This window comes from Natronococcus sp. A-GB7 (genome assembly GCF_029688865.1).
Taxonomy (GTDB): Archaea; Halobacteriota; Halobacteria; order Halobacteriales; family Natrialbaceae; genus Natronococcus.
In genome coordinates this window covers 17,508-43,075 of the sequence record NZ_JARUKV010000025.1, presented here as the reverse complement: position 1 = coordinate 43,075, position 25,568 = coordinate 17,508, and the positions used below count along the sequence as shown (strand labels likewise).

The 25,568-nt window shown below is 66.3% G+C and carries 29 protein-coding genes; 11 read left to right on the top strand and 18 right to left on the bottom strand.

Features of this window, described 5'->3' with window-relative positions:
• Nucleotides 1-93 precede the first annotated feature (93 nt).
• The gene (locus QA609_RS19310; RefSeq protein ID WP_278304258.1) at nt 94-2,295 is read right to left on the bottom strand and encodes an AAA family ATPase; all 2,202 of its coding nucleotides are present in this window, start codon (nt 2,293-2,295) and stop codon (nt 94-96) included.
• Between the two features lie 106 nt (nt 2,296-2,401).
• Between QA609_RS19310 and QA609_RS19305 the strand changes: the two genes are divergently transcribed.
• Nucleotides 2,402-2,536 (top strand): hypothetical protein, encoded by a 135-nt coding sequence (locus QA609_RS19305; protein ID WP_005559003.1) that lies wholly within the window; start codon nt 2,402-2,404, stop codon nt 2,534-2,536.
• 42 nt (nt 2,537-2,578) lie between these two features.
• Here QA609_RS19305 and QA609_RS19300 read toward each other — a convergent pair whose 3' ends face one another.
• Nucleotides 2,579-2,824 carry a hypothetical protein gene (locus QA609_RS19300; protein ID WP_278304257.1) on the bottom strand — a complete coding sequence of 82 codons (246 nt, stop codon included), beginning with the start codon at nt 2,822-2,824 and terminating at the stop codon, nt 2,579-2,581.
• Complete coding sequence (locus QA609_RS19295; RefSeq protein ID WP_278304256.1) at nt 2,824-3,255, bottom strand: DUF5796 family protein; 432 nt, start codon at nt 3,253-3,255, stop codon at nt 2,824-2,826. The genes QA609_RS19300 and QA609_RS19295 overlap by 1 nt, the downstream gene beginning before the upstream one ends.
• Nucleotides 3,256-3,392: 137 nt before the next feature.
• On the opposite strand from QA609_RS19295, the gene QA609_RS19290 reads away from it, so the two are divergent.
• Both QA609_RS19290 and QA609_RS19285 read left to right on the top strand, forming a co-directional pair.
• Nucleotides 3,393-4,262: a shikimate kinase gene (locus tag QA609_RS19290; protein WP_278304255.1), complete on the top strand. Its 870-nt coding sequence runs from the start codon at nt 3,393-3,395 to the stop codon at nt 4,260-4,262.
• Nucleotides 4,259-4,585 (top strand): chorismate mutase, encoded by a 327-nt coding sequence (locus QA609_RS19285; protein ID WP_278304254.1) that lies wholly within the window; start codon nt 4,259-4,261, stop codon nt 4,583-4,585. Before QA609_RS19290 ends, QA609_RS19285 begins: the two co-directional genes overlap by 4 nt.
• Nucleotides 4,586-4,608: 23 nt before the next feature.
• On the opposite strand, the gene QA609_RS19280 is transcribed toward QA609_RS19285, so the two are convergent.
• Entirely contained in the window at nt 4,609-4,992 is a 384-nt protein-coding gene (locus QA609_RS19280) for a PIN domain-containing protein (RefSeq protein ID WP_278304253.1), read from the bottom strand.
• Nucleotides 4,989-5,234, bottom strand: a complete 246-nt coding sequence (locus QA609_RS19275; protein WP_278304252.1) for an AbrB/MazE/SpoVT family DNA-binding domain-containing protein — start codon at nt 5,232-5,234, stop codon at nt 4,989-4,991. The genes QA609_RS19280 and QA609_RS19275 overlap by 4 nt, the downstream gene beginning before the upstream one ends.
• A gap of 238 nt (nt 5,235-5,472) precedes the next feature.
• Between QA609_RS19275 and QA609_RS19270 the strand changes: the two genes are divergently transcribed.
• Nucleotides 5,473-5,757, top strand: coding sequence for a ribbon-helix-helix domain-containing protein (locus tag QA609_RS19270; RefSeq protein WP_090508275.1), 285 nt, complete (start codon nt 5,473-5,475; stop codon nt 5,755-5,757).
• On the top strand, nt 5,750-6,034 hold the full coding sequence (locus QA609_RS19265) for a type II toxin-antitoxin system RelE/ParE family toxin (RefSeq protein ID WP_090508274.1): 285 nt from the start codon (nt 5,750-5,752) through the stop codon (nt 6,032-6,034). Before QA609_RS19270 ends, QA609_RS19265 begins: the two co-directional genes overlap by 8 nt.
• Before the next feature lie 259 nt (nt 6,035-6,293).
• Here QA609_RS19265 and QA609_RS19260 read toward each other — a convergent pair whose 3' ends face one another.
• Both QA609_RS19260 and QA609_RS19255 read right to left on the bottom strand, forming a co-directional pair.
• Nucleotides 6,294-7,724, bottom strand: coding sequence for an NAD-dependent epimerase/dehydratase family protein (locus tag QA609_RS19260; RefSeq protein ID WP_278304250.1), 1,431 nt, complete (start codon nt 7,722-7,724; stop codon nt 6,294-6,296).
• A gap of 113 nt (nt 7,725-7,837) precedes the next feature.
• A complete protein-coding gene (locus QA609_RS19255; protein ID WP_278304249.1) occupies nt 7,838-9,034 on the bottom strand; it encodes a DegT/DnrJ/EryC1/StrS family aminotransferase in 1,197 nt (398 codons plus the stop codon).
• 148 nt (nt 9,035-9,182) lie between these two features.
• Between QA609_RS19255 and QA609_RS19250 the strand changes: the two genes are divergently transcribed.
• Both QA609_RS19250 and QA609_RS19245 read left to right on the top strand, forming a co-directional pair.
• Complete coding sequence (locus tag QA609_RS19250; protein WP_278304248.1) at nt 9,183-9,584, top strand: universal stress protein; 402 nt, start codon at nt 9,183-9,185, stop codon at nt 9,582-9,584.
• A gap of 87 nt (nt 9,585-9,671) precedes the next feature.
• Nucleotides 9,672-11,180 carry an MATE family efflux transporter gene (locus tag QA609_RS19245; protein WP_278304247.1) on the top strand — a complete coding sequence of 503 codons (1,509 nt, stop codon included), beginning with the start codon at nt 9,672-9,674 and terminating at the stop codon, nt 11,178-11,180.
• A 1-nt stretch (nt 11,181) separates the two neighbouring features.
• Here the strand turns inward: QA609_RS19245 and QA609_RS19240 are convergent, their stop codons facing one another.
• Nucleotides 11,182-11,562: a universal stress protein gene (locus QA609_RS19240; RefSeq protein WP_278304246.1), complete on the bottom strand. Its 381-nt coding sequence runs from the start codon at nt 11,560-11,562 to the stop codon at nt 11,182-11,184.
• A gap of 422 nt (nt 11,563-11,984) precedes the next feature.
• Between QA609_RS19240 and QA609_RS19235 the strand changes: the two genes are divergently transcribed.
• Together QA609_RS19235 and QA609_RS19230 are read left to right on the top strand one after the other, a co-directional pair.
• Nucleotides 11,985-13,286 (top strand): dicarboxylate/amino acid:cation symporter, encoded by a 1,302-nt coding sequence (locus tag QA609_RS19235; RefSeq protein ID WP_278304245.1) that lies wholly within the window; start codon nt 11,985-11,987, stop codon nt 13,284-13,286.
• 94 nt (nt 13,287-13,380) lie between these two features.
• Nucleotides 13,381-14,682, top strand: coding sequence for a metallophosphoesterase family protein (locus tag QA609_RS19230; protein ID WP_278304244.1), 1,302 nt, complete (start codon nt 13,381-13,383; stop codon nt 14,680-14,682).
• A 193-nt stretch (nt 14,683-14,875) separates the two neighbouring features.
• Here QA609_RS19230 and QA609_RS19225 read toward each other — a convergent pair whose 3' ends face one another.
• On the bottom strand, nt 14,876-15,256 hold the full coding sequence (locus QA609_RS19225) for a ribbon-helix-helix protein, CopG family (protein ID WP_278304243.1): 381 nt from the start codon (nt 15,254-15,256) through the stop codon (nt 14,876-14,878).
• 125 nt (nt 15,257-15,381) lie between these two features.
• Between QA609_RS19225 and QA609_RS19220 the strand changes: the two genes are divergently transcribed.
• Nucleotides 15,382-15,756, top strand: a complete 375-nt coding sequence (locus tag QA609_RS19220; RefSeq protein ID WP_278304242.1) for an SHOCT domain-containing protein — start codon at nt 15,382-15,384, stop codon at nt 15,754-15,756.
• 84 nt (nt 15,757-15,840) lie between these two features.
• Nucleotides 15,841-16,956, top strand: a complete 1,116-nt coding sequence (locus tag QA609_RS19215) for a recombinase XerD (protein ID WP_278304241.1) — start codon at nt 15,841-15,843, stop codon at nt 16,954-16,956.
• 54 nt (nt 16,957-17,010) lie between these two features.
• On the opposite strand, the gene QA609_RS19210 is transcribed toward QA609_RS19215, so the two are convergent.
• The 9 genes from QA609_RS19210 to QA609_RS19170 are packed head-to-tail and all read right to left on the bottom strand — an operon-like array spanning nt 17,011 to nt 25,523.
• Nucleotides 17,011-18,870, bottom strand: coding sequence for a Na(+)/H(+) antiporter subunit D (locus QA609_RS19210; RefSeq protein WP_278304240.1), 1,860 nt, complete (start codon nt 18,868-18,870; stop codon nt 17,011-17,013).
• Nucleotides 18,867-20,870: a proton-conducting transporter membrane subunit gene (locus QA609_RS19205; RefSeq protein WP_278304239.1), complete on the bottom strand. Its 2,004-nt coding sequence runs from the start codon at nt 20,868-20,870 to the stop codon at nt 18,867-18,869. The genes QA609_RS19210 and QA609_RS19205 overlap by 4 nt, the downstream gene beginning before the upstream one ends.
• Nucleotides 20,871-22,436, bottom strand: coding sequence for a proton-conducting transporter membrane subunit (locus QA609_RS19200; RefSeq protein ID WP_278304238.1), 1,566 nt, complete (start codon nt 22,434-22,436; stop codon nt 20,871-20,873).
• Nucleotides 22,429-22,809 (bottom strand): cation:proton antiporter subunit C, encoded by a 381-nt coding sequence (locus QA609_RS19195; RefSeq protein WP_278304237.1) that lies wholly within the window; start codon nt 22,807-22,809, stop codon nt 22,429-22,431. The genes QA609_RS19200 and QA609_RS19195 overlap by 8 nt, the downstream gene beginning before the upstream one ends.
• Nucleotides 22,802-23,299 (bottom strand): MnhB domain-containing protein, encoded by a 498-nt coding sequence (locus QA609_RS19190; RefSeq protein ID WP_278304236.1) that lies wholly within the window; start codon nt 23,297-23,299, stop codon nt 22,802-22,804. Before QA609_RS19190 ends, QA609_RS19195 begins: the two co-directional genes overlap by 8 nt.
• A complete protein-coding gene (locus QA609_RS19185; protein ID WP_278304235.1) occupies nt 23,299-23,853 on the bottom strand; it encodes a DUF4040 domain-containing protein in 555 nt (184 codons plus the stop codon). The genes QA609_RS19190 and QA609_RS19185 overlap by 1 nt, the downstream gene beginning before the upstream one ends.
• Complete coding sequence (gene mnhG / locus QA609_RS19180) at nt 23,846-24,208, bottom strand: monovalent cation/H(+) antiporter subunit G (protein WP_278304297.1); 363 nt, start codon at nt 24,206-24,208, stop codon at nt 23,846-23,848. Before mnhG ends, QA609_RS19185 begins: the two co-directional genes overlap by 8 nt.
• Complete coding sequence (locus QA609_RS19175) at nt 24,208-24,489, bottom strand: cation:proton antiporter (RefSeq protein WP_278304234.1); 282 nt, start codon at nt 24,487-24,489, stop codon at nt 24,208-24,210. The genes mnhG and QA609_RS19175 overlap by 1 nt, the downstream gene beginning before the upstream one ends.
• Nucleotides 24,486-25,523 (bottom strand): monovalent cation/H+ antiporter subunit E, encoded by a 1,038-nt coding sequence (locus tag QA609_RS19170; RefSeq protein ID WP_278304233.1) that lies wholly within the window; start codon nt 25,521-25,523, stop codon nt 24,486-24,488. Before QA609_RS19170 ends, QA609_RS19175 begins: the two co-directional genes overlap by 4 nt.
• Between the last annotated feature and the right edge of the window lie 45 nt (nt 25,524-25,568).

The window sequence follows — 25,568 nt, the reverse complement described above, 5'->3', positions numbered from 1 at the left end:
ACGCCATGCGGTATAAAATGGGGAAGTCGCTTTCCGGTTGCCTCACCCCGGCGACGAACGTCTCGGCGAGGCGCCGGTGGACCGAACACGGCCTTAGCCGGACGCAGTCGTCTCCTCGCGTGCCGCCTCGAGGTGGCGACGCTCGATCAGGACCTCGCCGGCCCGTTCGTTGGCTTCCTCGGGGTCGTAGGCCGTCGCGACCTCGCGGATCGCCTTCATCGACGCCGTCCGAACCAGCGCCTCGAGGTCGGCGCCGGTGTACCCCTCGAGGTCGGCCGCCAGCTCCGCGAGATCGACGTCGTCGGCCAGGGGCTTGTCGCCGGCGTGGACCGCGAGGACCTTCTCGCGGGCCTCGAGGTCAGGTTCGCCGACGAGGACGTGCGTGTCGAGGCGACCTGGTCGGAGGAGGGCGGGATCGATCTGGTCCTTGCGGTTCGTCGCGGCCAGCACGACGAGGTTTGGGTTCTCGCGCATCCCGTCGAGTTCGGTCAGCAGCTGGGAGACGACCCGTTCCGTGACCTCGTTCTGGCCCGCACCTCGGGCCGCGGTGATGGCGTCGATCTCGTCGAAGAAGACGATCGACGGGGCGGCCTGGCGAGCCCGTTCGAACACCTTGCGGATCGCCTTCTCCGATTCGCCGACGTAGCGGTCGACGATCTCGGGGCCGTCGACCCGGACGAAGTTGACGTCGGTCTCGCCGGCGAGCGCACGAGCCAGCAGCGTCTTCCCCGTTCCGGGCGGGCCGTACAGCAGGACGCCCGAGGGCGGTTCGGTGTTCGTCTCCTCGAACAGTCGATCGTACGTCAGGGGCCACTCGACGGACTCTCGCAGCGTCTCCTTTGCGTCCTCGAGCCCGCCCACGTCCTCGAAGTCGGTTTCGGGCGACTCGGCGACGTACTCGCGCATCGCGGAGGGTTCGACGGACGCGAGGGCAGTGTCGAAGTGCGCCCTCGTCACCTTCGGATCCCGGTTCCACTCCTCGCGGTCGTCGGCCTCGGCCGGACGTTCCCGGATCGCGGCCATCGCGGCCTCGCTGGCGACCGCATCGAGGTCGGCACCGACGAACCCGTGGGTTCGCCGGGCGACGGCCTCGACGCTGACGTCGTCGGCGAGGGGCATCCCGCGGGTGTGGACCTCGAGGATCTCCCTCCGGCCCGTCTCGTCGGGAACGCCGATCTGGATCTCGCGGTCGAAGCGACCGCCCCGACGTAGCGCGGGGTCGATCGCGTCGACGCGGTTCGTCGCGCCGATGACGATCACCTCGCCGCGGGCGTCGAGGCCGTCCATCAGCGTCAGCAGCTGGCCGACGATGCGGTTCTCGGCGCCCTCGTCATCGCCGCGGGCGCCCGCGATGGAGTCGATCTCGTCGAAGAAGATGATGGTCGGCGCGTTCTCGCGGGCGCGCTCGAACACCTCCCTGAGCTGTTCCTCGCTCTCCCCTTTGTACTTCGACATGATCTCCGGGCCGGAGATCGTCTCGAACGACGCGTCTACTTCGTTCGCGACCGCGCGGGCGATCAGCGTCTTTCCCGTCCCCGGCGGACCGTACAGCAACACGCCCGACGGCGGTTCGACGCCGAGTCGCCGGAACAGTTCGGGTTCGGACAGCGGGAGTTCGATCATCTCCCGGACCTGCTCGAGTTCCTCGTCTAACCCGCCGATGTCCTCGTAGGTCGGCCCCGTCGTTCCCTCCGCGGAGACCGAGCCGTCCTCTGTACTCTCGCTCGAGGCGCCCGAGCTCGCGTTTCGAGAACTGTCGCCGGCGGCGCTTGCTCGGGCGTCGGGACCAGCGATGCGAATCGTGGTCGTACTCGAGATCCGAACATCGCCGGCGGGCGTCGTGTCGACGACGGTAAACGGGTTCTGGCTGACGCCCTCGATCCGGATCTGCTCGCCGGCTCGGACGGGCCGGTTCCGGAGCTTCTTGGCAGCGTCGCGCTCGGCGACCTGCCGTTCCCCGTCGGTGATCGACGGCGGGGGTGACAGCGTGACCCGCGTCGCCTCCTGGATCGTGGAGGTGTCCTTCGGACGAACCGTGACCGTGTCCCCGACGTGGACGCCGGCGTTCGCACGCGTGTCGCCGTCGATCTGGATCGCGGTTTCGGGGACCGACGGATCGGCGGGCCACATCTTCGCGACCGTCGTTTTCTCGCCCTCGATCACGACCGTATCGCCGCTTAAAACCCCCAGCTCCCGGCGCGCGCGTTCGGGAATCCGCGCGACGCCGCGGCCGGCGTCGCGTTTCTCGGCCGCCCGAACCGATAGCCCCACTCCGTCAGCGTCGGACCCGCTCATGGAGGGTGGTTCCGCGCCCGTGGTCTTGAGAATTGTCCTCGAGCCGACGGGATCGTCGGCCGCTGCCGGAGAAACGCCTTTGGGGGTCCGTATCACATCTTCGGACATGGTGGTCCAGACCGAACGAGACGACGCCACCTGGTTCGAGTGTGAAACCTGCGGGCTGCTGTTCGACGAGCAGTCCGACGCCACGGAACACGAGAAACACTGCGACGGCAGCGACCCGTCGTACATCCAGTGAGACGGACTGCCGTCCGTCCGAGCGGCCGAAAACGAACGCCCGCTACTCGAGGCGTTCGCGGTGGTCGGCCGCGAGCTCTCTGGCCTGCTCTAAGGTGTGCGTCTCCGTCCAGCGGACGCGGTCGCCGTCCCCGTAGGCGAGCGCCGTCTTGAGTTCGTCCTGCAACACGCCGTGATCGATCGACAGGACGGTCCCGGAGCCGTCGCCGAGTTCGTAGACGCCGGGTCGGTCGGGTGCGCGGGCGACGGCGTCCCGATCCAGCTCCCGCCAGGACTTCTGTAAGGGCATCAGTCGACAGCCTCGACGAGTTCGTAGGCGTGTTCGCTCATCTCGTCCTCGGCGAAGACGAAGACGCGGCCGTCGACCGTCGACGGCTCGGCCTCGACCTGGATCGCGTAGGCCGTTGTCGATACCGTCACGCCCGGGAACAGCACCTCCTCGTCGTCACCCTCGAGCATCACCCGGCCGACGCCGGTCGACTCGAGGATCTCCGCCTGGGTGTTGCGGTCGTTGACGTAGGTCATGACGCCCTCGACGCCGTCGGGATCCGTGACCAGGACGTGGACCTCCTTTCCCGGAGGTGTCTTCACCGTCCGCTCGACGGGTTTCGGCGGACCGTGGTAGAAGACGTCCCGTCCGTCGAGGTACTCGACGACGACGCCACCCTCGACGAAGTCGACGCCGATCGTGCTGGGTGCGACGTTGCTGCGCTGGCTCATACGTCCGGTTCGACCGGGCCGGAGAAAAACGGTGCGTTCGCGGTCCCGGTCGAACGCCGGGGCGTGCCCGCACTCAACCGGAGCCACTACTCGCCGTGATCGCCAGCCTAAATACGGCCCGGGCGAGAGGGACCGGTATGGATGGCCGGGCTGTTGCGTCGGCGGCCGGAACCGTGCTGAACGCGCTCGCGACCGGTCGCGGATCGGCGTTCGCGATCGATCTCGAGACGACCGCGACGGTCGAGCTGACGACCGACGGCGAGGTCGTCGGCACCGTCGCCGAGCAGCCGGACGCCGACACCGGGCTCGTCGAACGCTGCGCCGAGCTCGCCCTCAAGGAGTACGCCGACGCCGCGGGGCTCACCGGCGACGTCGGCGCTCGGGTCCGGACGGAGAGCGAGATCCCGATGGCCGCCGGGCTCAAGAGCTCGAGCGCCGCGGCCAACGCCACGGTGCTGGCGACCCTCGACGCCCTCGAGATCACCGACGCCGTCGATCGGATCGATGCCTGCCGGCTCGGCGTGCGGGCGGCCCGCGACGCCGGCGTCACGGCGACGGGAGCGTTCGACGACGCCAGCGCGAGCATGCTCGGTGGGGTGACGGTCACGGACAACGCGACCGACGAGCTGCTCGCCCGCGAACCCGTCGACTGGGACGCGCTTGTGTACACCCCGCCTGAACAGGCTTTCAGCGCCGACGCCGACGTCTCGGCCTGCGAGCGGATCGCGCCGATGGCCGAGCTCGTCGAGGAGCTGGCCCTCGAGGGCCGCTACGGCGAGGCGATGACCGTCAACGGCTTCGCGTTCTGTGGCGCTCTCGAGTTCCCGACGGGACCGATGCTCGAGGCGATGCCCGACGCCGCCGGCGTCTCGCTGTCGGGAACAGGGCCGAGCTACGTGGCCGTCGGCGACCGGTCGACGCTCGAGGAGATCCGCGAACGATGGGACGAGCGGGACGGAACGACGCGGCTACTGACGACGCGAACCGACGGGACACGAACCACATGACACCGAACGATACCGACACGAACGGAACCGAGTCGACGGATCGAGCGCCCGAAGAGATGGACCTCGACGAACTCCGCGAGGAGATCCAGACAATCGATCGCGAGATCGTCGAGCTGATCGCCCAGCGAACCTACGTCGCGGACACGATCGCGGCGGTCAAAGACGAGAAGGGCCTGCCGACGACCGACGAGAAACAGGAGGAGCAGGTGATGGAGCGAGCGGGTCACAACGCCGAGCAGTTCGACGTCGACGCGAACCTCGTGAAAGCGATCTTCCGGCTGCTGATCGAACTGAACAAGGTGGAGCAGCGCGAGAATCGATAGCACGCGGCAGAGGTGTTGCTACGTCATTCATCGGCCGGTTCTAACGGGACTAGTTTCACCTCGATGTCTTCGTAGTCTTTCTCCGATGAGAGTACGTTCAGCGTACGTGTTTCTGCAGTTGCGGCGTGGAACGCATCGAACGGCGTCATTCCCTCGTCGTAGTAGTTGACAGCCTTCAGAACGATTTGTCGCTCTTCCTCGTCTCGGACAGGGACGAGTTCGAGCAGATTTGCCACGAGTGGGACGTAATCGAACTCGTACCGTTCCCGGGCGAGGAGGAGTTCGAGATAGGAGAAGGCCGACGTTTCTACGTCGTACTCGTCGAGTGCTTCTTCTGCTGATTGCTGCAACCAGTCCGAATCTTTGGCGAGCGCGAGTAGAAAGTCGGTTTCGACGTAGACCGTCATCTATCGTCCCCTTTCTCACGGGCCTCAGCTTCCGCTTCTGCTTCGATATCCGCGCGAATATCGTCGACAGACGCATCACGTAACTCGCCTGCCGCTTCACGGACTGCAGCGAGGGGGTCGTCCGCAACCGGAACGAGTTCGATTCTGTCCTCGTACGTGACGATGTGATACTTCTCGCCGTATTTTTCTCGTACATCTTTGGGAATGTACAACCTCCCCTGCCCGTCCGTTTCTGCTGACATAGGTGCGACTACGGTACCACAGACAAAGAATCTTACCACCAGTAGAGAATTGATGGTACGGACATCAGTGTTTCATCTGTTCGCACATTGGATATTGTCTATCTGAACAAAGTAGAGCAGCGTGAGAACCGGTAGCAAACGACACTAATCTTACGGATCTACTACTGTTTCTCCTCGCCAACAGCTTCAGCGTTCGGACGCCGAAACACCTACAGTAACACGCAGGTAATACAAACGTATGTCCGAAGCGGCCACAAACAACGGCGACGACGAGATCGTTACGGTAAACTTCAAAGTCACACGGTCATTTCTCAACGAGATCGAAGACACGTGGCAAGGACGAGGATTCAACAGCCGGAGCGAATTTATTCGGTATACCTTACGCGATGCCGTCGAACACCCTACGTTCGACCGCGATGAACTCGTTGCGCTCCTCAAAGCTGAAGAAGACGTTCGTGAAGAACGGACGATGAGCGCCGAAGAAGCACGTGAACGATTCGGCACTAGCGACACGAATGAGTGACGACGGGTGGGCGTGGGAACTCGCATCGAAAGCACAGGACGACCTCGATGCACTCAATCCGAACGAGCAGCAACGCATTATCGACAAACTCGACGAAATCGTCGATTCTCCGTGGCGAGACCCACCGGACTATGGCGAACCGCTCCAGAACAGTCCACGCCGTAAGGTACGTATTGGTGAGTTCCGTCTCGCGGTCACGTTCGATCAAGACGAGTACCGAATGGTCGTTGCTCGAATCAAACGTCGCGGAGGCGCGTATACCGCTGACGACGACTGAATAGATGCACCAGAAACCGGCAAAGTAGACGAGATCTGTAACATCAGTCCGAGACCTGAACAAGGTCAAGCAACGCGAGAATCGGTAGCACGCGGCGGAAGTATTGCTACGTCATTCATCGGCAGGTTCTAGCGGAACTCGTTTCACCTCGATATCTCCATAGTCTTTCTCCAATGAGAGTACGTTCACCGTACGTGTTTCCGCAGTCGCGGCGTGGGTCGCATCGACATCCGATCTCGTTGTGTCTTCCTCGGCAGACTCAGCGAGTTCCGCCGGACCGCCGTTCCCCGATCTCCGCCTCGAGCGGGGTCGACTCGTCTCGCTCCTCGAGGACGGGCGGCTCGCCGCTCTCGATCACCGCGTCGGTCTCCTCGTACGACGGCGCACTCTCGAGGGTCGCGCAGTTACTGTACTTCGTCGCCGTCGTCGCTCCGAACGCGTCGGCTTCGAAGGCGGCCCTGAGCTCGAGGCAGTGGTCGCGGATCGTTCGAGTGGGCTCGAAGCCGAGCCTCGAGCGGAGCTTCTCGAACTCGACCCGGTAGCTGCGCTCGTCGGTCCGATCGTCGTGGTACTCGATTTCGGCCTCGGGGAACGCGTCGGCGACGACGGTCGCGAGCTCGTCGATCCGGTAGTTCTGTTCGTTCGAACCGACGTTGAACGTCTCCCCGGCGACGTCCTCGAAGGGAGCGGTCAGACACGCCTGGTACGCCCGCGCGACGTCCTCGACGTGGACGTTCGGGCGGTACTGGTCGCCCCCGAAGACGGGAACGACGCCCTTCTCGTGTGCCTTCGCTGGCAACACGTTCCCGACGAGGTCGAAGCGCATCCGCGGCGAGTAGCCGTACACCGTCGCCATCCTGAGGACCGTCGGGGCGAACCGCTCGTCGGCGAGTTCCCGGAGGGCCCGCTCGGACTGAATCTTCGCTCGCGCGTACAGCGAGACCGGATTGAGGGGGTCGTCCTCGGTACACCGCCCGGCCCCGTCGGTTCGTCCGTAGACGCTGCAAGTCGAGGCGAACAGGAACCGGTTGAGTCCGTGGTACTTGCAGATCGACGCCAGTAGCTGCGTCGAGTGGAGGTTGTACTCGAGGGTCTTTCGCGGATCGAGCGCGGTAGCGGGATCCCCGACGATTCCGCCGAGGTGGACGACGGCGTCGACCCCCTCGATCGCCTCGAGAACGTCGTCGACTGAGCGGGCGTCACCCCGGTACAGCGCGAACCGATCGCGCCCCTCGAGTGCGGCGATACCGCCGTTTCCGTACATGAGCGGGTCGAGGACGCGGACGGTAAAGCCGTCCTCGAGAAGTTTCCGACACAACACCGAGCCAACGTAGCCGGCACCGCCGACGACGAGCACGGTCTCGACGGCGCGGCCATCCGGCTCGGAAGCGCGTTCGGCTTCGATCTCCATCGGCGCCTCGCGGATCGTTCCGTCGGTGACCCCCTCGAGCCCGGCGTCGGCGTTCGACTCCAGTTCGACGTCCGGTTCCGCCGTTCCGTCGACGATCGACGAAACCGGCGCGTCCGGGGTCGCTCCCTCGAACAGCGCCGTCCTGAGTTGCTCGCTCGGTACAGCTTCTGCGGGTCGATTCTGACCGTCGACGACGACGCCACGTCCACCGGTGCGATCGATCCGAGCGATCGCCTCCCGGATCGACGTCCCGTCGCCCGTGATTGGTACCCATCTCATGGTTGTACGTGCGGTACGCCGAGTGCCGATTCCAGCCGGTTCGACGCACTGTTTCGCCGAACCAGAAAGAGTTGCTTTGTTATGCATCGACTGGCACGACGGTCAGCCGTCCGTTACTGTCTCGATCGAGAGCCGTCGGTACCGACCGCCGACCCGATCCCGTCGGCCGCGCCGCCGATCGACTGTGACTCGAGTGCAGCCCTGAGGCCGGCGACGACGCGGTCGACGGCGTCGTTGTCGAGAACGGGAGCGATCGGAAGGGAGAGAACGCACCCGCTAACGGCCTCAGTCACGGGCAGCGAGCCAGGCTCGTGTCGGTCCCGGTACGCGTCGGTCAGGTGAACCGGCGGATCCCAGTAGATCTTCGAGGCGATCCCGCGTTCGGACAGCGTCTCGATGACGGCCTCGCGGTCGACGCCCGGAGCCAGCGTCACGGTGTAGAGCTGGCGGACGTGGTACGCGTCGGCCGGCTCGGGGTGGGGTTCGACGCCGTCGATCCCGGACAGCCCAGCGGCGTACCGTCCGGCAACCCGTCGACGCTCGGCGATCAGTTCGTCGACCTTCTCGAGCTGTGCACAGCCGACGGCGGCGACGAGATCCGACATCCGGATGTTCGTACCGAGCCCGACGTAGTCGCCGCTCGCGGCCGAGTCGAAGTACTCCGCTGAGGCCCGCCCATGGGAGCGAAACCGCTCGAGCCGGCGCGCGAGTTCGTCGTCGTCGGTGACGACGGCGCCGCCCTCGCCGGTCGGCAGGATCTTGTTCTGGCAGAAACTCAGCGCCGCGGTCTCGCCGAACGTGCCGACCGCCTTCCCCCGGTAGGTGCTCCCGAACGCCTCGGCGGCGTCCTCGATCAGCGGAACGTCCGCCTCGGCCGCGACCGCCGCGAGGGCGTCGATCCGGCAGGGTGCGCCGTATGGATGGACCGGCACGATCGCAGCCGTCCGCTCGGTGACCGCATCGGCGACGGCCGCCGGGTCCAACCCGTAGGTCTCCGATTCGATGTCGGCGAACACGGGCCGGGCGCCGACGAGACGGACGGCGTTGGCCGTCGCGATGAAGGTAAACGCCGGGACGACGACCTCGTCGTCCTCGCCGACCCCGTGGGCCTCGAGGGCCGCGACCAGCGCCGTCGTTCCGGAGTTGACCGTTACGGCGTGCTCGACGCCGAGGTAGCGCTCGAGGCCGTCCTCGAACGCCTCGACGTAAGGTCCGTTGGCCCAGTACGAGCCCCGCGTGATGGAGTCGACCGCGTTCCGTACGTCGCGTTCGTCCCAGGCGATCTCGAACAGCGGAATGTCGTCGCTCATCGACGTCGGGTTCGAGGATCCGAAAGGTAAGTAGCCGTTCACTACCTGATCGAACGGGGTCGTTTCGGTCGCCGACCGTCGTTCGTCCCTCGAGTTCGACGCCCGAGTCGACCGACCGCTTTTGGTCGTCCTGACCGAACGGTCACGCATGTACGATTCGGTACTGATTCCGACGGACGGCCGGGAGAACACTGATCGGGCGATCGACGAGGCGATCGACCTCGCTCGCGTCCACGGCTCGACCGTTCACGCGCTGTACGTCGTCAACTCCGCGGCGATCGCGCCGGGAGTGGACTTCGAGGACCTGGAGGTCGCCGGCGGGGAGGCCGTCGACTACGTCGCCACGCGGGCCGCCGACGCTGGCCTCGAGGACGTCCGGACGACGGTGACACACGGCCTACGACACAAGGCGATCCTCCAGTACGCCGACGAACACGACGTCGATCTCATCGTCATGGGTCGCAATCGAGGGCTGGATCGCTTCCTCCGAAAGAGCGTCTCCGAGCGGGTCGCGACCGACTCGACGAGACCGGTGCTCGTCGTCGAGTGAGCGTCAGTCCCTCGCATTCGAAAGCGGTGCCCTCTGCCGCGGCGAGAAAACACTTTTACCGCAGTCTGCTACGGACGATAGATTCTCGTGGTCCGGTCTCCGAATCCGATCCGACTGGTAATCCTCTGGATCGGGCTGGCGCTCGCCCGGTTCGGACTCATTAGCTCCGAGCGAGCGCGCCGGACGACGAACCTCGCCTGGCCCCGCGTCCTCACGGGGCTCGCCCGGATGTCGAAAAACGCCGTCGACGTCGCGATGGTCGGCGTCGCCGTCGGCTCGACGGCGATCGCCGGCGTCGGCTTCGCCGCCCCCTTCTGGGGACTGGCCTTCGCCATCGGCGGCGGGGTCGCCGGCGGGACGATCGCGCTCGTCTCCCAGCGCTACGGCGCCGAAGCCTTCGACTCGCTCGGGCAGGCCGTTCGCTCGAGTGCCGTGCTGGTCGTGCTCCTCACGCTCCCGGTGACGGCGCTGTTCTGGACGTACCCGACCGAGCTGATCTCGATCATCGGTAACGATCCCGAGACGATCTCGCAGGGCGCAACCTACCTCCAGATCGTCGGCCTCGGAGTGCCGTTCGCGGGGCTGAACCTCATCGGGAGCCGCACGTTCGTCGGAATGGACGACGCCTGGACGCCGATGGTCGTCCGTGCCGGTGGCGCTGCCGCGAACATCGGACTCAACGCCGTCCTCATCTTCGGACTCGGCCTCGGCGTCGCGGGCGCCGCCCTCGGAACGGTACTGGCGAACGTCGTCGTCACCGCGACCTTCGCGATAGGCCTCACCGCGGGCTGGCTCCCCGGGATCGGAACCTTCCCGTTCAGCGTCGATCCGTTCGGCGGCTACTTCCACGGCGAGACCATCCGTGACCTGACCTCGATCGGGCTCCCCGTCATGGGGACCAAATCCGTCTGGACGGTCGCCGAGTTCCCCATGCTCGCGATCGTCGCGCTGTTCGGCCCGCAGGTCGTCGCCGCCTACGTCATCGCCCGGCGCATCTGGGGGCTGATGAACACGCCCGGCTGGGGCTTCGGCCTCGCCGCCTCGAGCCTCGTCGGCCAGGAGCTTGGCAACGGTCGCGAGGGGACCGCCGAGCGCTACGGCCGCGAGATCGTCCTCTTCGCCGTCGCCGTCTACGTCGTCGCGGCGGCGATCGTCTTCGCGTTCGCGGAACCGATCGTCCTCGCCTTCACCGACGACCCGGCCGAACTCTCGGTCCCGACCGCCGTCGCGCTGATCTACGCGGCCTGCCTGGCGATCGTCCTCAAGGGGATCTCGACGGGCGCCGAGGGCGCGCTCAAGGCCAGCGGCGACACTCGGTGGCCCTTCTACAGCCAGCTCGTCGGTATGTTCGGGCTCGCGATCCCGCTCGCGTATCTGGGCGCCGCGGGACTGACGGTCCCCTCGGCGACGATTCCGATCCTGGGGCTTTCGACCCCCGGCGTCTCGATTCCCGCACTCGGACTGACGGGACTGTACCTCGCCTTCATCGCCGAAACGGCCGCGCCCGCGGCCATCAACTACTACCGGTTCTCGACCGGGCGCTGGAAGGCGATCAGTCGGGGGTATCGTCCCGGCGCGGCGCCCAGCGACGACTGAGTTACTCGAGGGAAGGCACCGGAACGACGACGACGGGACGGGAGGCCCGCTCGAGCAGCGTTCGTGTCGTCGATCCGACCGCTACTGCAGAGTCAGCGCCGCTGGCCCCGACCACGATCTCGTCCGCGTCGACGGCCGCGGCGGCCTCGAGCAGCTCCGAGACGGCCTCCCCCTCTCGAAACTCGGTCTCGACGCTTCCGGCCGCGGCCAGTCGAACGGGTGCGACGTTCAGCGCTTCCTTGCCGTCGCGTTCGGCCGTCCCGTCACCGGATTCCGCCGTCGCGACGACCCGAACGTCGTCTATGTCCGTCAGTCTGTTCTCGAGGTAGTCACAGATCGCCGCGGTCGCGTGTACGGAGTCGGTGCCGACGAGCAGCTGCATACCACCTCTGCGCGGCGGTTTCCAAAGAAGGTGCGGGCCGCGGCTCCCCAGGGATGGCTTCGATGGCCGGACCCCGAAACGGCCGCTCGCTGCAATACCGGGTGCGTGTGCTCGGATCGAGCACGAGCGCTCCGATGACGAACCGGCAGCCGACGCTGACGACGGCGAGTCGCCTCCGGTCGAGCCGAGCTTACGCATCCGGCTGTCGGTCCCACAGCTCCGTGCCCGATCGTCTGTTTCGCGTATAGCGTTTGGGATCAGCGGAACGGGCGTCCGATCGCTCTCTGTACGGCGTCGAATGAACCGTTTCTTTGCTCCGCCGTCCGGCCGTTGGTTCAGTCACCTCCCTCTTTCCGAACGGCTCACGACAGTATTGTGCAGGCCGAGCCGTTTCCCGTAATCATAACTATCTATCAGGAGATATGGTTTTTGATACTGTCAGTCACTGGTGGAAACGATACCGATCAGTGGCGATCGTCTACCGGATCGGAGCGGCGTTCGTCCTCGGTTCGGTCGTCGGTCTGACCGTCGGCGAACCGGTGACCGTCCTCGAGCCACTCGGCGATCTGTTCGTTCGGCTGCTGAGCATGATCGTCGTTCCGATCATCATCTTCACGCTGCTCATGGGAATCAAAGAGCTGTCGCCGACGTCGCTCGGCAAGATCGGCGGTCAGGTGGTCGCGATCTACGCGGTTTCCTCGATGATCGCGGTGACGATCGGACTGGCCGTCGCGAACCTCATCGAGCCCGGAACGGGAATGACGTTGACGGATGCCGACTTCGAGGCCGACGAAGCCCCCAGCTTCATGGACGTCTTTCTGGGGATCGTCCCGGAGAACCCGATCGAAGCGATGGCGACGGGCGATATCTTGGCGACGATCTTCTTCGTCATCGTCTTCGGACTCGCGCTCGTACTCCTTCGTGAAAGCACCGACGACGAAAGCGTTCGAGACGGCGTCGAAACCGTGTTCAACGTAGCCGACGCGGGCTCGAAAGCCCTCTTCAAGGTCGTCTGGGGGATCATGGAGTACGGTGTGATCGGCATTTTCGCGCTCATGGCCGTCGCGTTCGCCGAGGCCGGAACCGAAGTGTTCAGCACCTTCGGGATGCTGGCGTTAACGCTGGTTCTCGCCGTCGCGATCCATATCGCAGTCGTCTATCTCGGCGTCATGATCCTGCTTCTGACCCAGCAGTCGCCGATCGCGTTCCTCGTCGGGATCAAGGATGCGTTGATGACCGCGGCGAGTATCAGTTCTTCGAGCGCGACGCTGCCGGTCTCGATGTCGAACGCCGATAACAATCTCCACCTCAACGAGGGCGTTTACAGCTTCTCGCTCCCGCTCGGCGCGACGATCAACATGGACGGAACGGGGATGTATCTGGGGATCGTCGCGATTTTCGCGGCGAACATCGTCGGCGCCTCGTTGACGCTCGTCGAGCAGGTCACCGTCGTCGCCATCGCGGTGCTTGCGGGGATCGGCACGGCGGGTGTGCCGAGTGCCGGATTGATCCTGATGACGCTCGTCCTCACGCAGGTCGGCCTCCCGGTTGCGGTCGTCGGGTTCATCGCCGGAATCGATCCGCTGCTCGATCGAATACGGACGATGACCAACGTCACCGGTGACCTGGCCGTGGCGACGCTCGTCGGACACTGGAACGGCGGCGTCGACTTCACGAGCGGGTCCTGGAGCGGAGAAACCGATCTGCTTCCGGATGCTGACTGAGCGGTGACACGGCGATCGCAGGACGTATCGCGGGGCTGCTCGCCTCCGAAATCCGTATTGGTCGGGACGGCGGCAGTGTACCCAGAGTTCGGTCATGGCCACTACTTCCACTCGCCGGCGGTTCCTCCAGTTCGTTGGCGTCGGAACCGCCGGCCTCGCCGGCTGCGCGAGCTTCGAGTTCGACGACGACGAGACACCTAGGAACGACCTGTCGACGCTGATCGCGACGTGGCGCGGACGCGATCCAAGCGACGCGGTCACGCTGCAGTGGCTCGAGGACGCGGACGATCACGACGGCGTCTCGGTCGAGCTGGCGGCCGGCGACGGCTCCAGCGCCGACGCCCGAAGCGGCGTCGACCCGTTCGGCGACTCGGAGCTACTCCGCCACCGGGCGGAGATAACCGACCTCGAGCCCGACACGTCCTACCGAATCGCGGTCGATGGCGACGAAACCGACCTTTCGGTCCACACTGCCCCCGACGAAGTTGACGATTCGCTCTCGTTCGCGGAAGGCGGAGACATCGGGACCGACGATGTCGTCCCCCGGCTCCACGAGCAGGCGGCCTCGCGGGATCCGCTGTTCGGCCTCGTCGGGGGCGACCTCGCGTACGCCGACGGCTACGACGTCGAGAAGTGGGTCACCTTCCTCGAGCACTGGCACGAGCACATGCGATCGGGCGACCGTCTCGTCCCGCTGGTCGCCGCTATCGGCGATCACGAACTCCGCGATCGAGAGTACTACGGCACGCCCGAAGACGCGCCGTACTTCTACTCGCTGTTCGACAACGTCCAGGAGGATCGGGCCTACTGGGCGCTCGATATCGGCGACGAACTGTCGATCCTGCTCCTCGACTCGAACCACACCGCCGAGGTCGCGGGAACCCAGACGGAGTGGTTCGAGCGCGCCCTGGCCGAGCGAAGCGATCGCGAGCACCTCCTGGCGGCCTACCACGTCCCCGCCTTCCCGTCGGCCAAGGACCTCGACGACGAGGAGCGCGGGAGCATCCGCGAGCACTGGGTGCCGCTGCTCGAGGCGTACGACGTCGACGTCGCCTTCGAGCACGACGACCACACCTACAAGCGCACCCACCGCCTGCTCGACGGGGAGCCCGACGAGGACGGCGTGCTCTACCTCGGCGACGGCGCGTGGGGGCGCGAGGCCAGGGAGCCGTACACTCCGGCGGAACGGCCGTGCCTCGCGGTGAGCGAGAGCGCCCTGCACGTGATCGACGTGGAACTCTCCGCGGACGGCTCCCGACGGTTCGAGGCGGTCGGCCCCGACGGCGAGGTCGTCGATCGACTCGAGGAAAGCGGGACGGGGTCACAGCACCGATTCGGCGGCGAGGTTGCCCTCGAGCGAAGCGACGTCGGCCTCGTGCCGAAGACGATCCGGTAGCGCGCTCCTTCGAGGCGCTCGTCAGTTCGTGCTCGGTAGCACACTCTTCTGCTCTCGATCGGTGACCGATCGACCGTCGTCGGGCGTATACGACATGCGGGTATACGGAACTCCCTCGAGCTGACGAGAGCGACTACTTCGGTTCGACGATCCCAGCCTGGCCGTCCTCGCTCCGTGCGATCGCGGCGAAGCGTTACAGGAACATGAACCGAACCCGCTGCACGCCGTCGAAATCCTTCAACCGGTAGATGAGCTGTCTGATCCGTTCGGCCTCGCCGTCGACGAACACCGTCTCGAGACACCAGTCGCCCTGGTGGGCGTGACTGGTCGAGATGATCGCCTCCTGGTAATCGTGCTGGACGTCGTGGAGCCGCTCGATCACGCGCTCGTGTTCGTAGTCGAAGACGACGACCCCGGTTACGGACCCGGTCGTCGTCTCGAGGGTTCGGTGCCGTTCGACGTACTCGGCCATCGCCTCGCGAACGGCCCGCGACCGCGAGTCGAGCCCCTCGGCCTGCCAGGTCGCATCGAACTCCTCGAGGATCTCGTCCGGAACGGCGAGACTGGTGCGCATAGTTGTTTCACGGTCGCCGGATCCATTACCGCTTCTCTTCGAAGCGACCGCCTCGGATTCTCGGGACTCGGCCGGTTCGTGGTCGTCTCCCCCACAGTTATTTTCGTCACCGACCTAGTTCGGGTATGGGCAGCGACGGCGGCTACAGTCTCACCGAAATTTTCGCGATCAAGTTCGTACTCGCCGACATCGTCATCATCGCTGCACTGCTGTTCGCCGGCCCGATCTATGCCGTCGCGATCACCGCCCTGCTGGTCGTCAGCGTCTTTCTCGTCTGGTACCTGACCGAACGGGTCGGCAGCGGGGACGCGACCGACGCCGACGAACCCCGTCGAGAGCCGGTCGATCCCGTCACCGAGCTACAGAACCGCTACGCCGCCGGCGAGCTCTCGGAGGCGGAGTTCGAGGCGAAACTCGAGCATCTGCTTGACTCGAACGAGCGGGCCGAACGGGCGGGCGTCGAAACGAGGGAACTCTCCCTCGAGCGCGAGCGATCGTAGGAGGCCAGATTTAGGATACTCCGGCGATACCGTTTCGAACGAGATGTACGTCGGCGACGATCGCACGAACGGGGCGGGGACCGCGTGACCGACGTCGCGGTCGCCGACGCCGTCGACGCCTACCTCCAGCGAAAGGCCCGCGGCGATCCCGACGGTCCCGGTGCCGGGACGTACGCGGCCAACGCCGAGTCGGTCCTCCGCCGGTGGGTCGAGTGGCTCGCCGAGGAACGAGGAATCCGATCGGTGTTCGATCTGGCGCCCGATCACATGCGGGCGTACGCCGAGGAACTCCGCGACCGAACCGAGAGCGGCGCGTACGCGCCCTCGACGGCAGGAACCTACTACGCGGTCGTTCGCGCCTTCCTCTCGTGGTGCGTTCGCGGGGGAATCCTCGAGGCGAACCCCGCGGCCGACGAGACCGCGACGGCCGCGCTCCCGGTGACGATCGAGGGCGACGCCGGAGAGGGGTGGAGCGCGGAGCGCAGACGAACCCTCGAGCGCCACGTCCGCGAGCGCGCGATCGAGGCCTCGAGCGACGGGTTCGACCGCGAGGAACGATGCGGTCGGCTCCGGGAGTACGCGCTGGTCGCGTTGCTCGTCTACTCGGACGTGCGGGGAAGCGAGCTGTTCCGAGTTCCCCGGGACGACCGACGGACGGGCGCCGTCTGGGAGGACGTCGACTTCTACACCGGGACGATCCGGGTGCTCGGTCGCTCCCAGCGACTCGAGGAGGTGCCGCTGCCGGCCCCGGTCAGGACGCCGCTGCGACGGTACCGGGTCGCACTCGATCCCCCCGCGAACGACTGGCCGCTGTTCCCGACCCGCCACGCGCCCTCGATCGCCCGTCGGGTGCGGGACGTGCTCGCCGAACGGGGCCACGAAGAAGGCGAGATCGAGTCCATAATGGACGAGTCGACGGCGACCGAGCTGGCCCGCGAGCGCGCGATCGCGCCCCCGGCGATCACGACGGAGGGAGCCCGGTCGGTGCTACGGCGGCTCTGCGAGGACGCCGGGGTCGCCGGCGAGGAGTCGCCGACCCCGAGGGACCTCCGTGGCGATCGGCCGGTCGGCTACCGGCGCGAGGCGTCGGGCTCGAGTCCCGCGCTTCGAGCGACGGTGCTCGAGCAGACGATCGCCGTTCCGCAGCGACGCCCGGTTTTCGAGGTCGTCGATGCCCGCGAGGACGAAGAATCGAACTGAGGAAGTGAAGAGGGAAGACGCGTCTCGTTTTCGCCAACGGAGCGAGCCGAGTCGCTAGATCAGCAGCCAGAGGATGACCGTCAACACGAGCGTTAGCACGAGCACTGTCAGACCGATGCTGGCCCGGAGATGGATCGTCGACGGGCGGCCGCCGTCGGCGGGGCGCCGTTCCTCGACGTCGACGATCCAGTTCGGCAGTCGGCGAGCCGCCGCGTCGACTGCCAGTACGGGGTTGTCCCCGATCCAGTAACAGCTCGTGACGAAGCTGACGGCCGCGCGGTCGACCGCGGCGTACAGCTCGGTGACCGCGAGCATCGAGCTCCGACCGAGGTGGTATCCCGCGGGATTGACGATCAGCGCGGGGTCGGAGTAGTCCATCTTCGACAGCGGTTTGCGGATGAGCTTGAATCCGACCGCCGAGATGGCGATCAGGATCGCCGCGTCCTGCAGGTGGCCCATGCTGTACGGCGTGAGCGGCTGTTCCTCGCCGCCCGGACCGAGGAACTGCGTGCCGTCGACCAGCGGGAGGATGTCGGTGAACACGGGCCAGCCGACCGCCGGCAGTCCGAGCACGACGCAGGCCCCGCCGACCGACAGCATCGCCGCCGTCTGTCCGACCTTCGAGTCCTTGACCGATCGATCGCTCTCGCCGTGGAAGAAGACGTAGAAGCCGAGCTTGATGAACGAGAGGAAGGTCCCGACCGCGCCGATAAACAGCAACCAGTACAGCGCCTCGTACTCGGGTGCGCCGTAGTAGCTCGGATCGGCAGCGTCGAGCACCATCCCCTTGCTGATGAAGCCGCTGAAGCCGGGGACGGCGGTGATCGACAGCGCGCCGATGAAGAAGGCGATCGCGGTCAGGGGCATCTCGCGCCAGAGCCCGCCAAGCTTGTAGAGGTCGTTCTCGTTCGTGCGGTAGATGACGACCCCGACGGCCATGAACAGCAGGCTCTTGTACAGGACGTTGTTGAACAGGTGCCCCATCGCGCCGGCGGCACCGATCGTCGTCCCGATCCCGATCCCGGCGACCATGTAGCCGAGCTGGGCCTGGATGTGATACGACAGCAGCGCGCGCATGTCGTGCTGGAGTAGGGCGAAGACGACGCCGTAGACGGCCATCAGCCCGCCCATGTACGCGAGGTAGACGTTCCCCTCCGGAACCGCCCGCAGGAGGATGTAGGCGCTGGTCTTCGTCGTAAAGGCCGCGAGGAACACCGAGGCCGCGAAGTGCGGACGCGGGTAGGTGTCCGGAAGCCAGGTGTGGAAGCCGACGAACGCGACGTTGACGCCGATGCCGACGATCGCGAGCAGCATCGGGAGCCCGTCGGCCATCCCGCCGGCCAGCAGCGCGTCGGTGTACTCGACGCCCTCGCCGAAGACGAACGAGCCGACCTGTGCGTAGTGGGCTGTCACCGCGAACAGCACCAGGCTGCCGCCGATCCCGTGTGCCAGCGCGTAGCGATAGCCCGCGCGGACGGCGTCGCCGCCGTAGTTCCAGACGAGCAGCGTGCTCGTCAGCGCCATGATCTCCCACATGAAGACCAGCGAGAGCCAGTCGCCGGCGAACGCCGCCCCGAGCGCGCTGGCAACGTAGGTCAGCGCGATGGCGGTCATTCGCTTGGATGCCTCGCTCGAGTAGGCGTAGATCACGGCGAACGTGCCGAGGAACCCGAGCGCGACGCCCATCATCCGGGTGAACTCGTCGATGTAGAACGGCTGGACATCGGCGAAGCCGAGGAAGGTGCCCGACAGCAGGGCGCCGTCGGGGGCGAACAGCGCGACTGCGACCACGGATGCGAGACTCAGCGCGCCGACGGCGAAGCCGAGTATCCGCGGGAGGACGAGCGCGAGCAGCGCCGCCGCAAAGACCACGAGCGGCGGGTAAGCCATCGTCAGGAGTTCGGATTCGATCATTCGTCCATCACCTCGAGGGCTTCCGGCCAGCCCATCTCACGCAGCTCCGCGAACTCCACGCCGAAGGTCGTCTCGACGATGTAGGTCGCGAGATCCAGGAAGATCGCGTAGTCCGGAATCACGCCGAGCGTGACCGCGCCGACGGCGATGACGGTAATCGGGAACATCATGAGCCAGGTGCTCTCGACGAACGGCTTGTGGCGCTCCCAGCCGCCCGGCGGCGCGCCGCCGTGGTGGTCGTGATGATCACCGTGATCGTGGTGGTCGTCGGCGTGGTCGCCGTGGGTTCCCGGGGTGCCGGGAACGTCGGCGTCGCTCGGGTACTGATCGACGGCGTACTCGAACTCGCCGTCGTTAGCCTCACCGTGCGTCTTCGGCTCGTCGCGTTCGTCGGCGTCCTCGGGTTTGGCTGGCGTGCCGGCCCCCTTCGCCTCGGACTCGTCGTCGCGATCGGCCGGCTGCGGCTGTCCCTCGTCGTGTGGCCGGTCACCGGACGGGTTCCCGCCGTCCGTCGCAACCTCCTCCTCGTCGGCGAAGTACGATTCGCGCTTGCCGCCCGCCGGGAACTCGAGCAGGGGTTTCGCGTCGTGGCGGTCCTCGCTCTCGAAGAAGGCGGTGTAGACGACGGGCCAGAGGTAGGCGATGTTCAGAATCCCCGAGACGATCAGCGCGCTCGCGAAGATCCAGTAGCCGCCGCCGACCGAGCCGGAGCCGATCAGCATGTAGAACTTGCTGACGAAGCCGGCGATCAGCGGCATGCCGGCCATTCCGGCTGCGCCGATAGCGAAGGCGGACATCGTCAGCGGCATCCGTTTGCCGATGCCGGCCATCTCGCTGACGTAGTCGGTGTGGGTCTCGACGTGGACCGCCCCCGCACAGAAGAACAGGGTGAGCTTCCCGAACGCGTGAGCGGGGATGTGGAACAGCGCTCCCAGGATCGCGTACGGATGGAGCATCGAGAGCCCGAGCACGATGTAAGAGAGCTGGGCCGTCGTCGAGAACGCCAGCCGGCGTTTGAGGTGGTCTTTCCGCATCGCGATGATACTCGCCGCGGTCAGGGTGAACGCGGCCAGAATCGCGACGGGAACGTTCAGTCCGACCTCGCCGATGCCGGGAACCGACAGCGGGAGGTCGTGGATGAGTCCGGGTCCGAACACCTCGAGGATCACTCGAGCGACGCCGAAGGCGCCGGACTTGACGACCGCGACCGCGTGGAGCAGTCCGGAAACCGGGGTTGGCGCGACCATCGCGTCGGCCAGCCAGGAGTGAAGCGGCATCACCGCGGCCTTGACGCCGAAGCCGGCGATCAGCAGGTAGAACGCGGCCTGGGCGATCGCGGGATCGGCCTGGGCGGCCGTCGCGAGGGCCTCGATACCGCCGGCTTCGAACGCGACGGTCGGATCGCCGGCCTGCTGGGTGAGCCAGTAGGTCATGACGGTGCCGGCAAGCAGAAAGACCCCGCCGCCGAAGAACGTGTAGGTGAGGTACTTCCGACCCGCGATACGGGCCTCGTCGTCCTCGTTGTGGGCGACCAGCGGGTAGGTGACAAGCGAGAGCAGCTCGTAGAAGAGGAAGATCGTCACCAGGTTCCCCGCGAAGGCGATCCCGATCGCCGTCGACAGGCTGGCCGCGAAGGAGGCGAAGAAGCGGGTCTGGGCGTGCTCGTCGAGCCCGCGCATGTACCCCGCCGCGTAGAAGGAGGTAAAGATCCACAGAAAGCTCGCGAGCATCGCGAACAGCATCCCCAGCGGGTCGGCCCGCAGGACGAAGTCGATTCCGGCGAGGAACTCGACGCCGAGCGACTCGCTGAGACTCCAGTAGTAGACGGTGCCGTCCATCACGCCGGGAAGCATGCTCAGCACGATGCCGAACTTCGCCAGCGCGGCTAGCACCGACCAGCCCTCTCGGACGTTCGGGTAGCGATACGACGCGATAATCAGAACCATCGCGACCGCCGAGACGAGGACGGCGGCGAGCGGCAGTACGGATGCTTCAGTCATTTAGTTAAACACCTCCGAGGTGAACGGCTCGAGCCACTCGAAGAGCGCGCCACCGGCGAAGCCGAGCAGCACGGCCGAAATCGCGATGGCGACGAGCAAGGCGAGCATCCCGAGGGAGACGTCCTCGGGCGAGCCGCGAGTGAACCGGCCGGAATCGATGAGGATTCCGGAACCGCCTCCACCCCCATCCGTCGCGACGCCCGTACCGTGTGGGGACTCGACGGGTGCGGCGGGTGTGAAGTACATCTTCTCGAGCAGCCTGGCCGAGTACGCGAGCGTCAGCATCGTGCTGAGGAAGACGACCGCTGCGATCGACCACAGCTCGGCCTCGACGGCGCCGACGGCGATATACCACTTGCCAATGAAGCCGGCCGACGGCGGGATCCCGATCAGCGCGATCAACAGGAGCGCGGTCGAGCCGGCGACGAACGGTCTGTTGTCCGCGAGGCCGGCGTACTCGTCGACGGTGCGGACGCCGTAGCTGACCGCGATGACTCCGGCGGCGACGAACAGCCCGGCTTTCATGACGCCGTGGCCGATCAGGTGGATGATCGCGCCGACCAGCGCCGTTTCCGTAAGGGCGCCGTAGGCGGCGACGACCAGCCCGAACTGCGAGACCGACGAGTAGGCGAACATCCGTTTGACGTCCCGCTGGATCACCGCGAGCGTGCTGCCGGCGATCACGCTGACGGCGCCGACGGTGACGACGATCTCCTGGGCGTACGGCGTCGTCGCGATAAATTCGACGCCGAAGACGTCGAACATCACGCGGCCGAGCGCGTACGCCGACACCGTCGAGACCAGCGCCGCGATCAGCGGCGTCACGCCGTCGGGGGCGTGCTGGTAGGCGTCGGGCTGCCAGGTGTGAAGCGGCCACTGGGCGACCTTGATCGCGAAGCCGACGAAGATGAAGGCGAAGCCGGCCCGCAGCAGCGTCAGATCGCTGCCGCCCTCCGCGGCGACCTGCGGGATCGCCTCGCCGAGGACCTCCATGTTCAGGGCGCCGGTCGCCATGAACAGGAAGCCGACGCCGATCAGGTACAGCGAGGCGCCGACGGTTCCCAGGATGAGGTACTTCAGGGCCGCGACGGCCGACTCGGGACCGTCGCCACTCGAAATCATGGCGTACGTGCCGAGCCCGACGATCTCGAGGAAGACGAACATGTTGAAGACGTCGCCTGTCAGCGAGAGGCCGATCAGCCCGCCGACGAGCAGCAGGTAGCCGGCGTAGAACGTGTTCCCGCGCGGGCCGCCGACGCGGGTGTACGCGAGAAGCCCGGCGGCGGTGACGGTCACGAGCGCGATAATCAGCGTCGAGAACGGGTCGGCGACGAGTTCGATGCCGATCCCCTGAGGGGTGTCCCAGCCGCCCAGCACGTGGACGACTCGGTCCTGTGCGTACACCGCGTTCGCGAGGTAGGCCGTTCCCGCGACCAGCCCGACCGTCGTCAGCGCCGTGACCGACCAGCCGGTCCGGTCGAACCACAGGCCGAGCGCGATCGGGACGGCGGCCATCAGAATCGGCACCGCGATCAGCAGGGCCGGGAGGAGTTCCGCGCTACTCATCGGCACGCACCTCCCGGAGGGTGTCCTCGCGGAGCGTTCCGTACTCCGCGTGGATGCGGACGATCAGCGCGAGGCCGACCGCGGTCAGTGCGATACCGACGACGATGGCGGTCAGCACGATCACGTGCGGGAGCGGACTCGCCATCAGCCCCGGGTCGCTCCCGTCTGCGGGAACGATCGGCGCTCGGCCGCCCTCGACGTAGGCGACCGCGACGAAAAACAGGAAGATCGCGGTCTGGAAGAGGTTGACCCCGATCAGCTTCTTTACGAGGTTCTGATTGGCGATCATCATGTACATGCCGACGCCCATCAGGACGAACATCAGGGCGTAGGCGTACCGCGTCGCCAGCACGTCGACTGCACCCTCAATCATCGTCGCGCACCTCCGTCCGGTGGTAGTCGGAGTCGTGGCTGACCGGCGTAAACCCCGACGCCGTCGCGAAGAACAGCGTCATGATGACGCCGGCGACGATCAGGGCGACGCCGCCGACCTCGATCGCCTCCATCCCCCAGTAGTGGGCGATGCCGAACGTGTCGACGAAGGCGTTGTACTCGAGGAAGTTGTACCCGAGCGCCATCGTCGCGAACCCGGTCCCGATGAAGATGGCGACGCCGCCGGTGATGAGGCCGACGACGAAGGAATTGCGCAGCCAGCGGCGGGTCGACTCGATGCCGAACGCGAACGCGAGCATGAGGACGGTGACGCCGATGATAGTCCCGCCCTGGAAGCTCCCGCCCGGAGTGTCGGCTCCGTGGAGCGAAAGGAACATGCCGTAGGTCAGGGTAAACGGTGCGATGATCTTGACGGAGGTCATGATCACCTGGCTCTCAGTGTAGGTATCGCCGTAGTCGGAGTCAGACATTATGTGAACACCTCCCGTTTCAGCACGAGCAGAACTGCGATGCCGGCCGCGAAGACGACGACTGCCTCGCCGAAGGTGTCGAACCCTCGGTAGGAGGCGAGCACCGCGGACACGGCGTTCTGGGCGCCCGTATCGGCGTAGGTCTCCTGGATGTAGTATAGCGAGGGCGTCTCGGTGAGCACCCCGCCGCCCCAGACGGGCGCGTCGGGGTCACCGACGGCGTACATGTCCGGGAGCAGCGTCATGAGGACGACGACGAACCCGCCGGCGACAACTACCGCCGGCACGTTGATCTGTTCGAACAGTTCGTCCGTCGACGGTCGGGTCGTTCGCGCGATCGTCAACAGCAGCAGGATCGTCGTCACGCCGGCGCCGATCGCGGCCTCGGTCATCGCGACGTCGGGCGCCAGCAGGAACGTGTAGAGGATCGCCATCCCCAGGCTGTAGGCGCCGAAGACGACGATCGCCGACAGCACGTCCCGGAACAGCGCGGTCGTGACCGCGGCCAGGAGGATGAAGATCGCAAGCGTGTACGCGACGGCGGTCTCAATCATCGCTGGTCACCTCCTCGTCGGTCTCCTTCTCCCAGGGCGTGATCCCCGACTCGGCCGCCGAGCGGGCGATCGCGTGGGCCGCCGTCGGGTTCGTGATGAACACGAAGAACAGCAAGAGAACGGTGTAGACCGTCGCGTTCTGCCAGCCCAGCGCCAGCGCGACGGCGGCGAGTGCGAGCCCCGCGCCGAGGGTGTCGGTCTGGGAGGCCGTGTGGGCCCGCGAGTAGACGTCCGGCAGGCGGATGACGCCCACCGCGGAGACGAACGTAAAGAACAGTCCGAAGGCGACGAGGATGACGATCGCCCAGAAGCGCAGCTCCTCGAAGAAGGGGATCGCCTCGACGAGTCCCTCGATCACAGCACACCACCCCGTTCGACCGTGAACTTCGAGATGGCGATCGCCATCAGGAAGTTAAGCAGGGCGTAGATCAGCGCGATGTCGAGGAACCACGGCTCGTCGAGCCCCGCGGCCAGCAGGGCGAGGATGACGACCGTGTTCGTTCCCAGCACGTTCACCGCCAGCAGCCGATCCTGGGTCGTCGGACCGGCGACGACGCGGTAGAACATTAGGATCGCCAGCACGACGAACAGCGCCGCGGCGCCGAGGAAGATCTCGTTGATCAGCTCGGCGGTCACAGCTCGTCACCTCCGATGATTTCGGCGTCGCCCCGTTCGCGCGGCGAGGCGATCGCCGCCGACTCTCTCCCGTGAAAGACGAACCGGACCGCGCGCTCGAGCGCGCCGTCGAACAGGTCGTCGCGGGCGCTTGCGATCAGCGAGTGGACGACCAGCCGCTGGTCGTCGGCACGGATCGTTAGCGTTCCAGGAGTGAGCGTGATGCTGTTGGCAAGCGCCAGCAGCGGGAGCCCGCTCCTGACGTGGGCGTTGACCCGGGTCAGCTTCGGGTCGATCGGCATCGACGGCCGCAGGATGACGATCGAGATGGCGAGGTTCGCCTTGATGATCTCGAACAGCAGGTACGGGACGTAGAGCCCGAATCGGACCGTCCGAACCGGAGATCGGACGCGACCGAGCGGGAACGTGAACGTCACGTTCGCCAGCGCGACGGCGACGATGCCGGCGACGGCCGCACCCGTGACCAGATCGAACCAGTAGGTCGGATCGCCGAGCACGAGGTAGAACCCGTAGGAGATCCAGAACATCGCGAACAGTCGGTCGAACTGCTGGGTCCCGTCCCCGATCAGCTGTTCGTGGCGGGCGGGACGCTCGACCGGGGCCTCCTCGTAGGGGAGTCCGACGGCCTCGAGTTCGCGCTCGATGGGCTGGAGCAGTCCGGCCGTTGCGCCCGGTTCGTACTCCGGATCGAGGACGACGCGATCGATGTCGTGATCGTCGGCGTACTCGCTGAACGTCCCGACGAAGTCCCTGGGACCGAAGAGATACTCCTCGTCGCCGAGTACGGCCGTTTCGATAGTGACCGACGAACTGTCCGCGTCCTCTCGCGCCCAGCTCTCGGCCCTCGAGAGGAGGGATCTCGCCGTCTCCACCTCGGTCTGTCCCTCCGGCATCTCCCTATCGCTTGGCAGCGCGACGACCAGGTGACACTCGAGGTCGTCGGCTCGCTCGAGTCCGGACCGGATGGCGTACCCGACCGTCTGTCTGACGGTGACCGTCTCGGACAGGGGGACGAGGATTCGTTCAGCCGCCACGGTAACTCCCTCCGCGCGACCGTCGTTGTACACTCATGGCTCTCG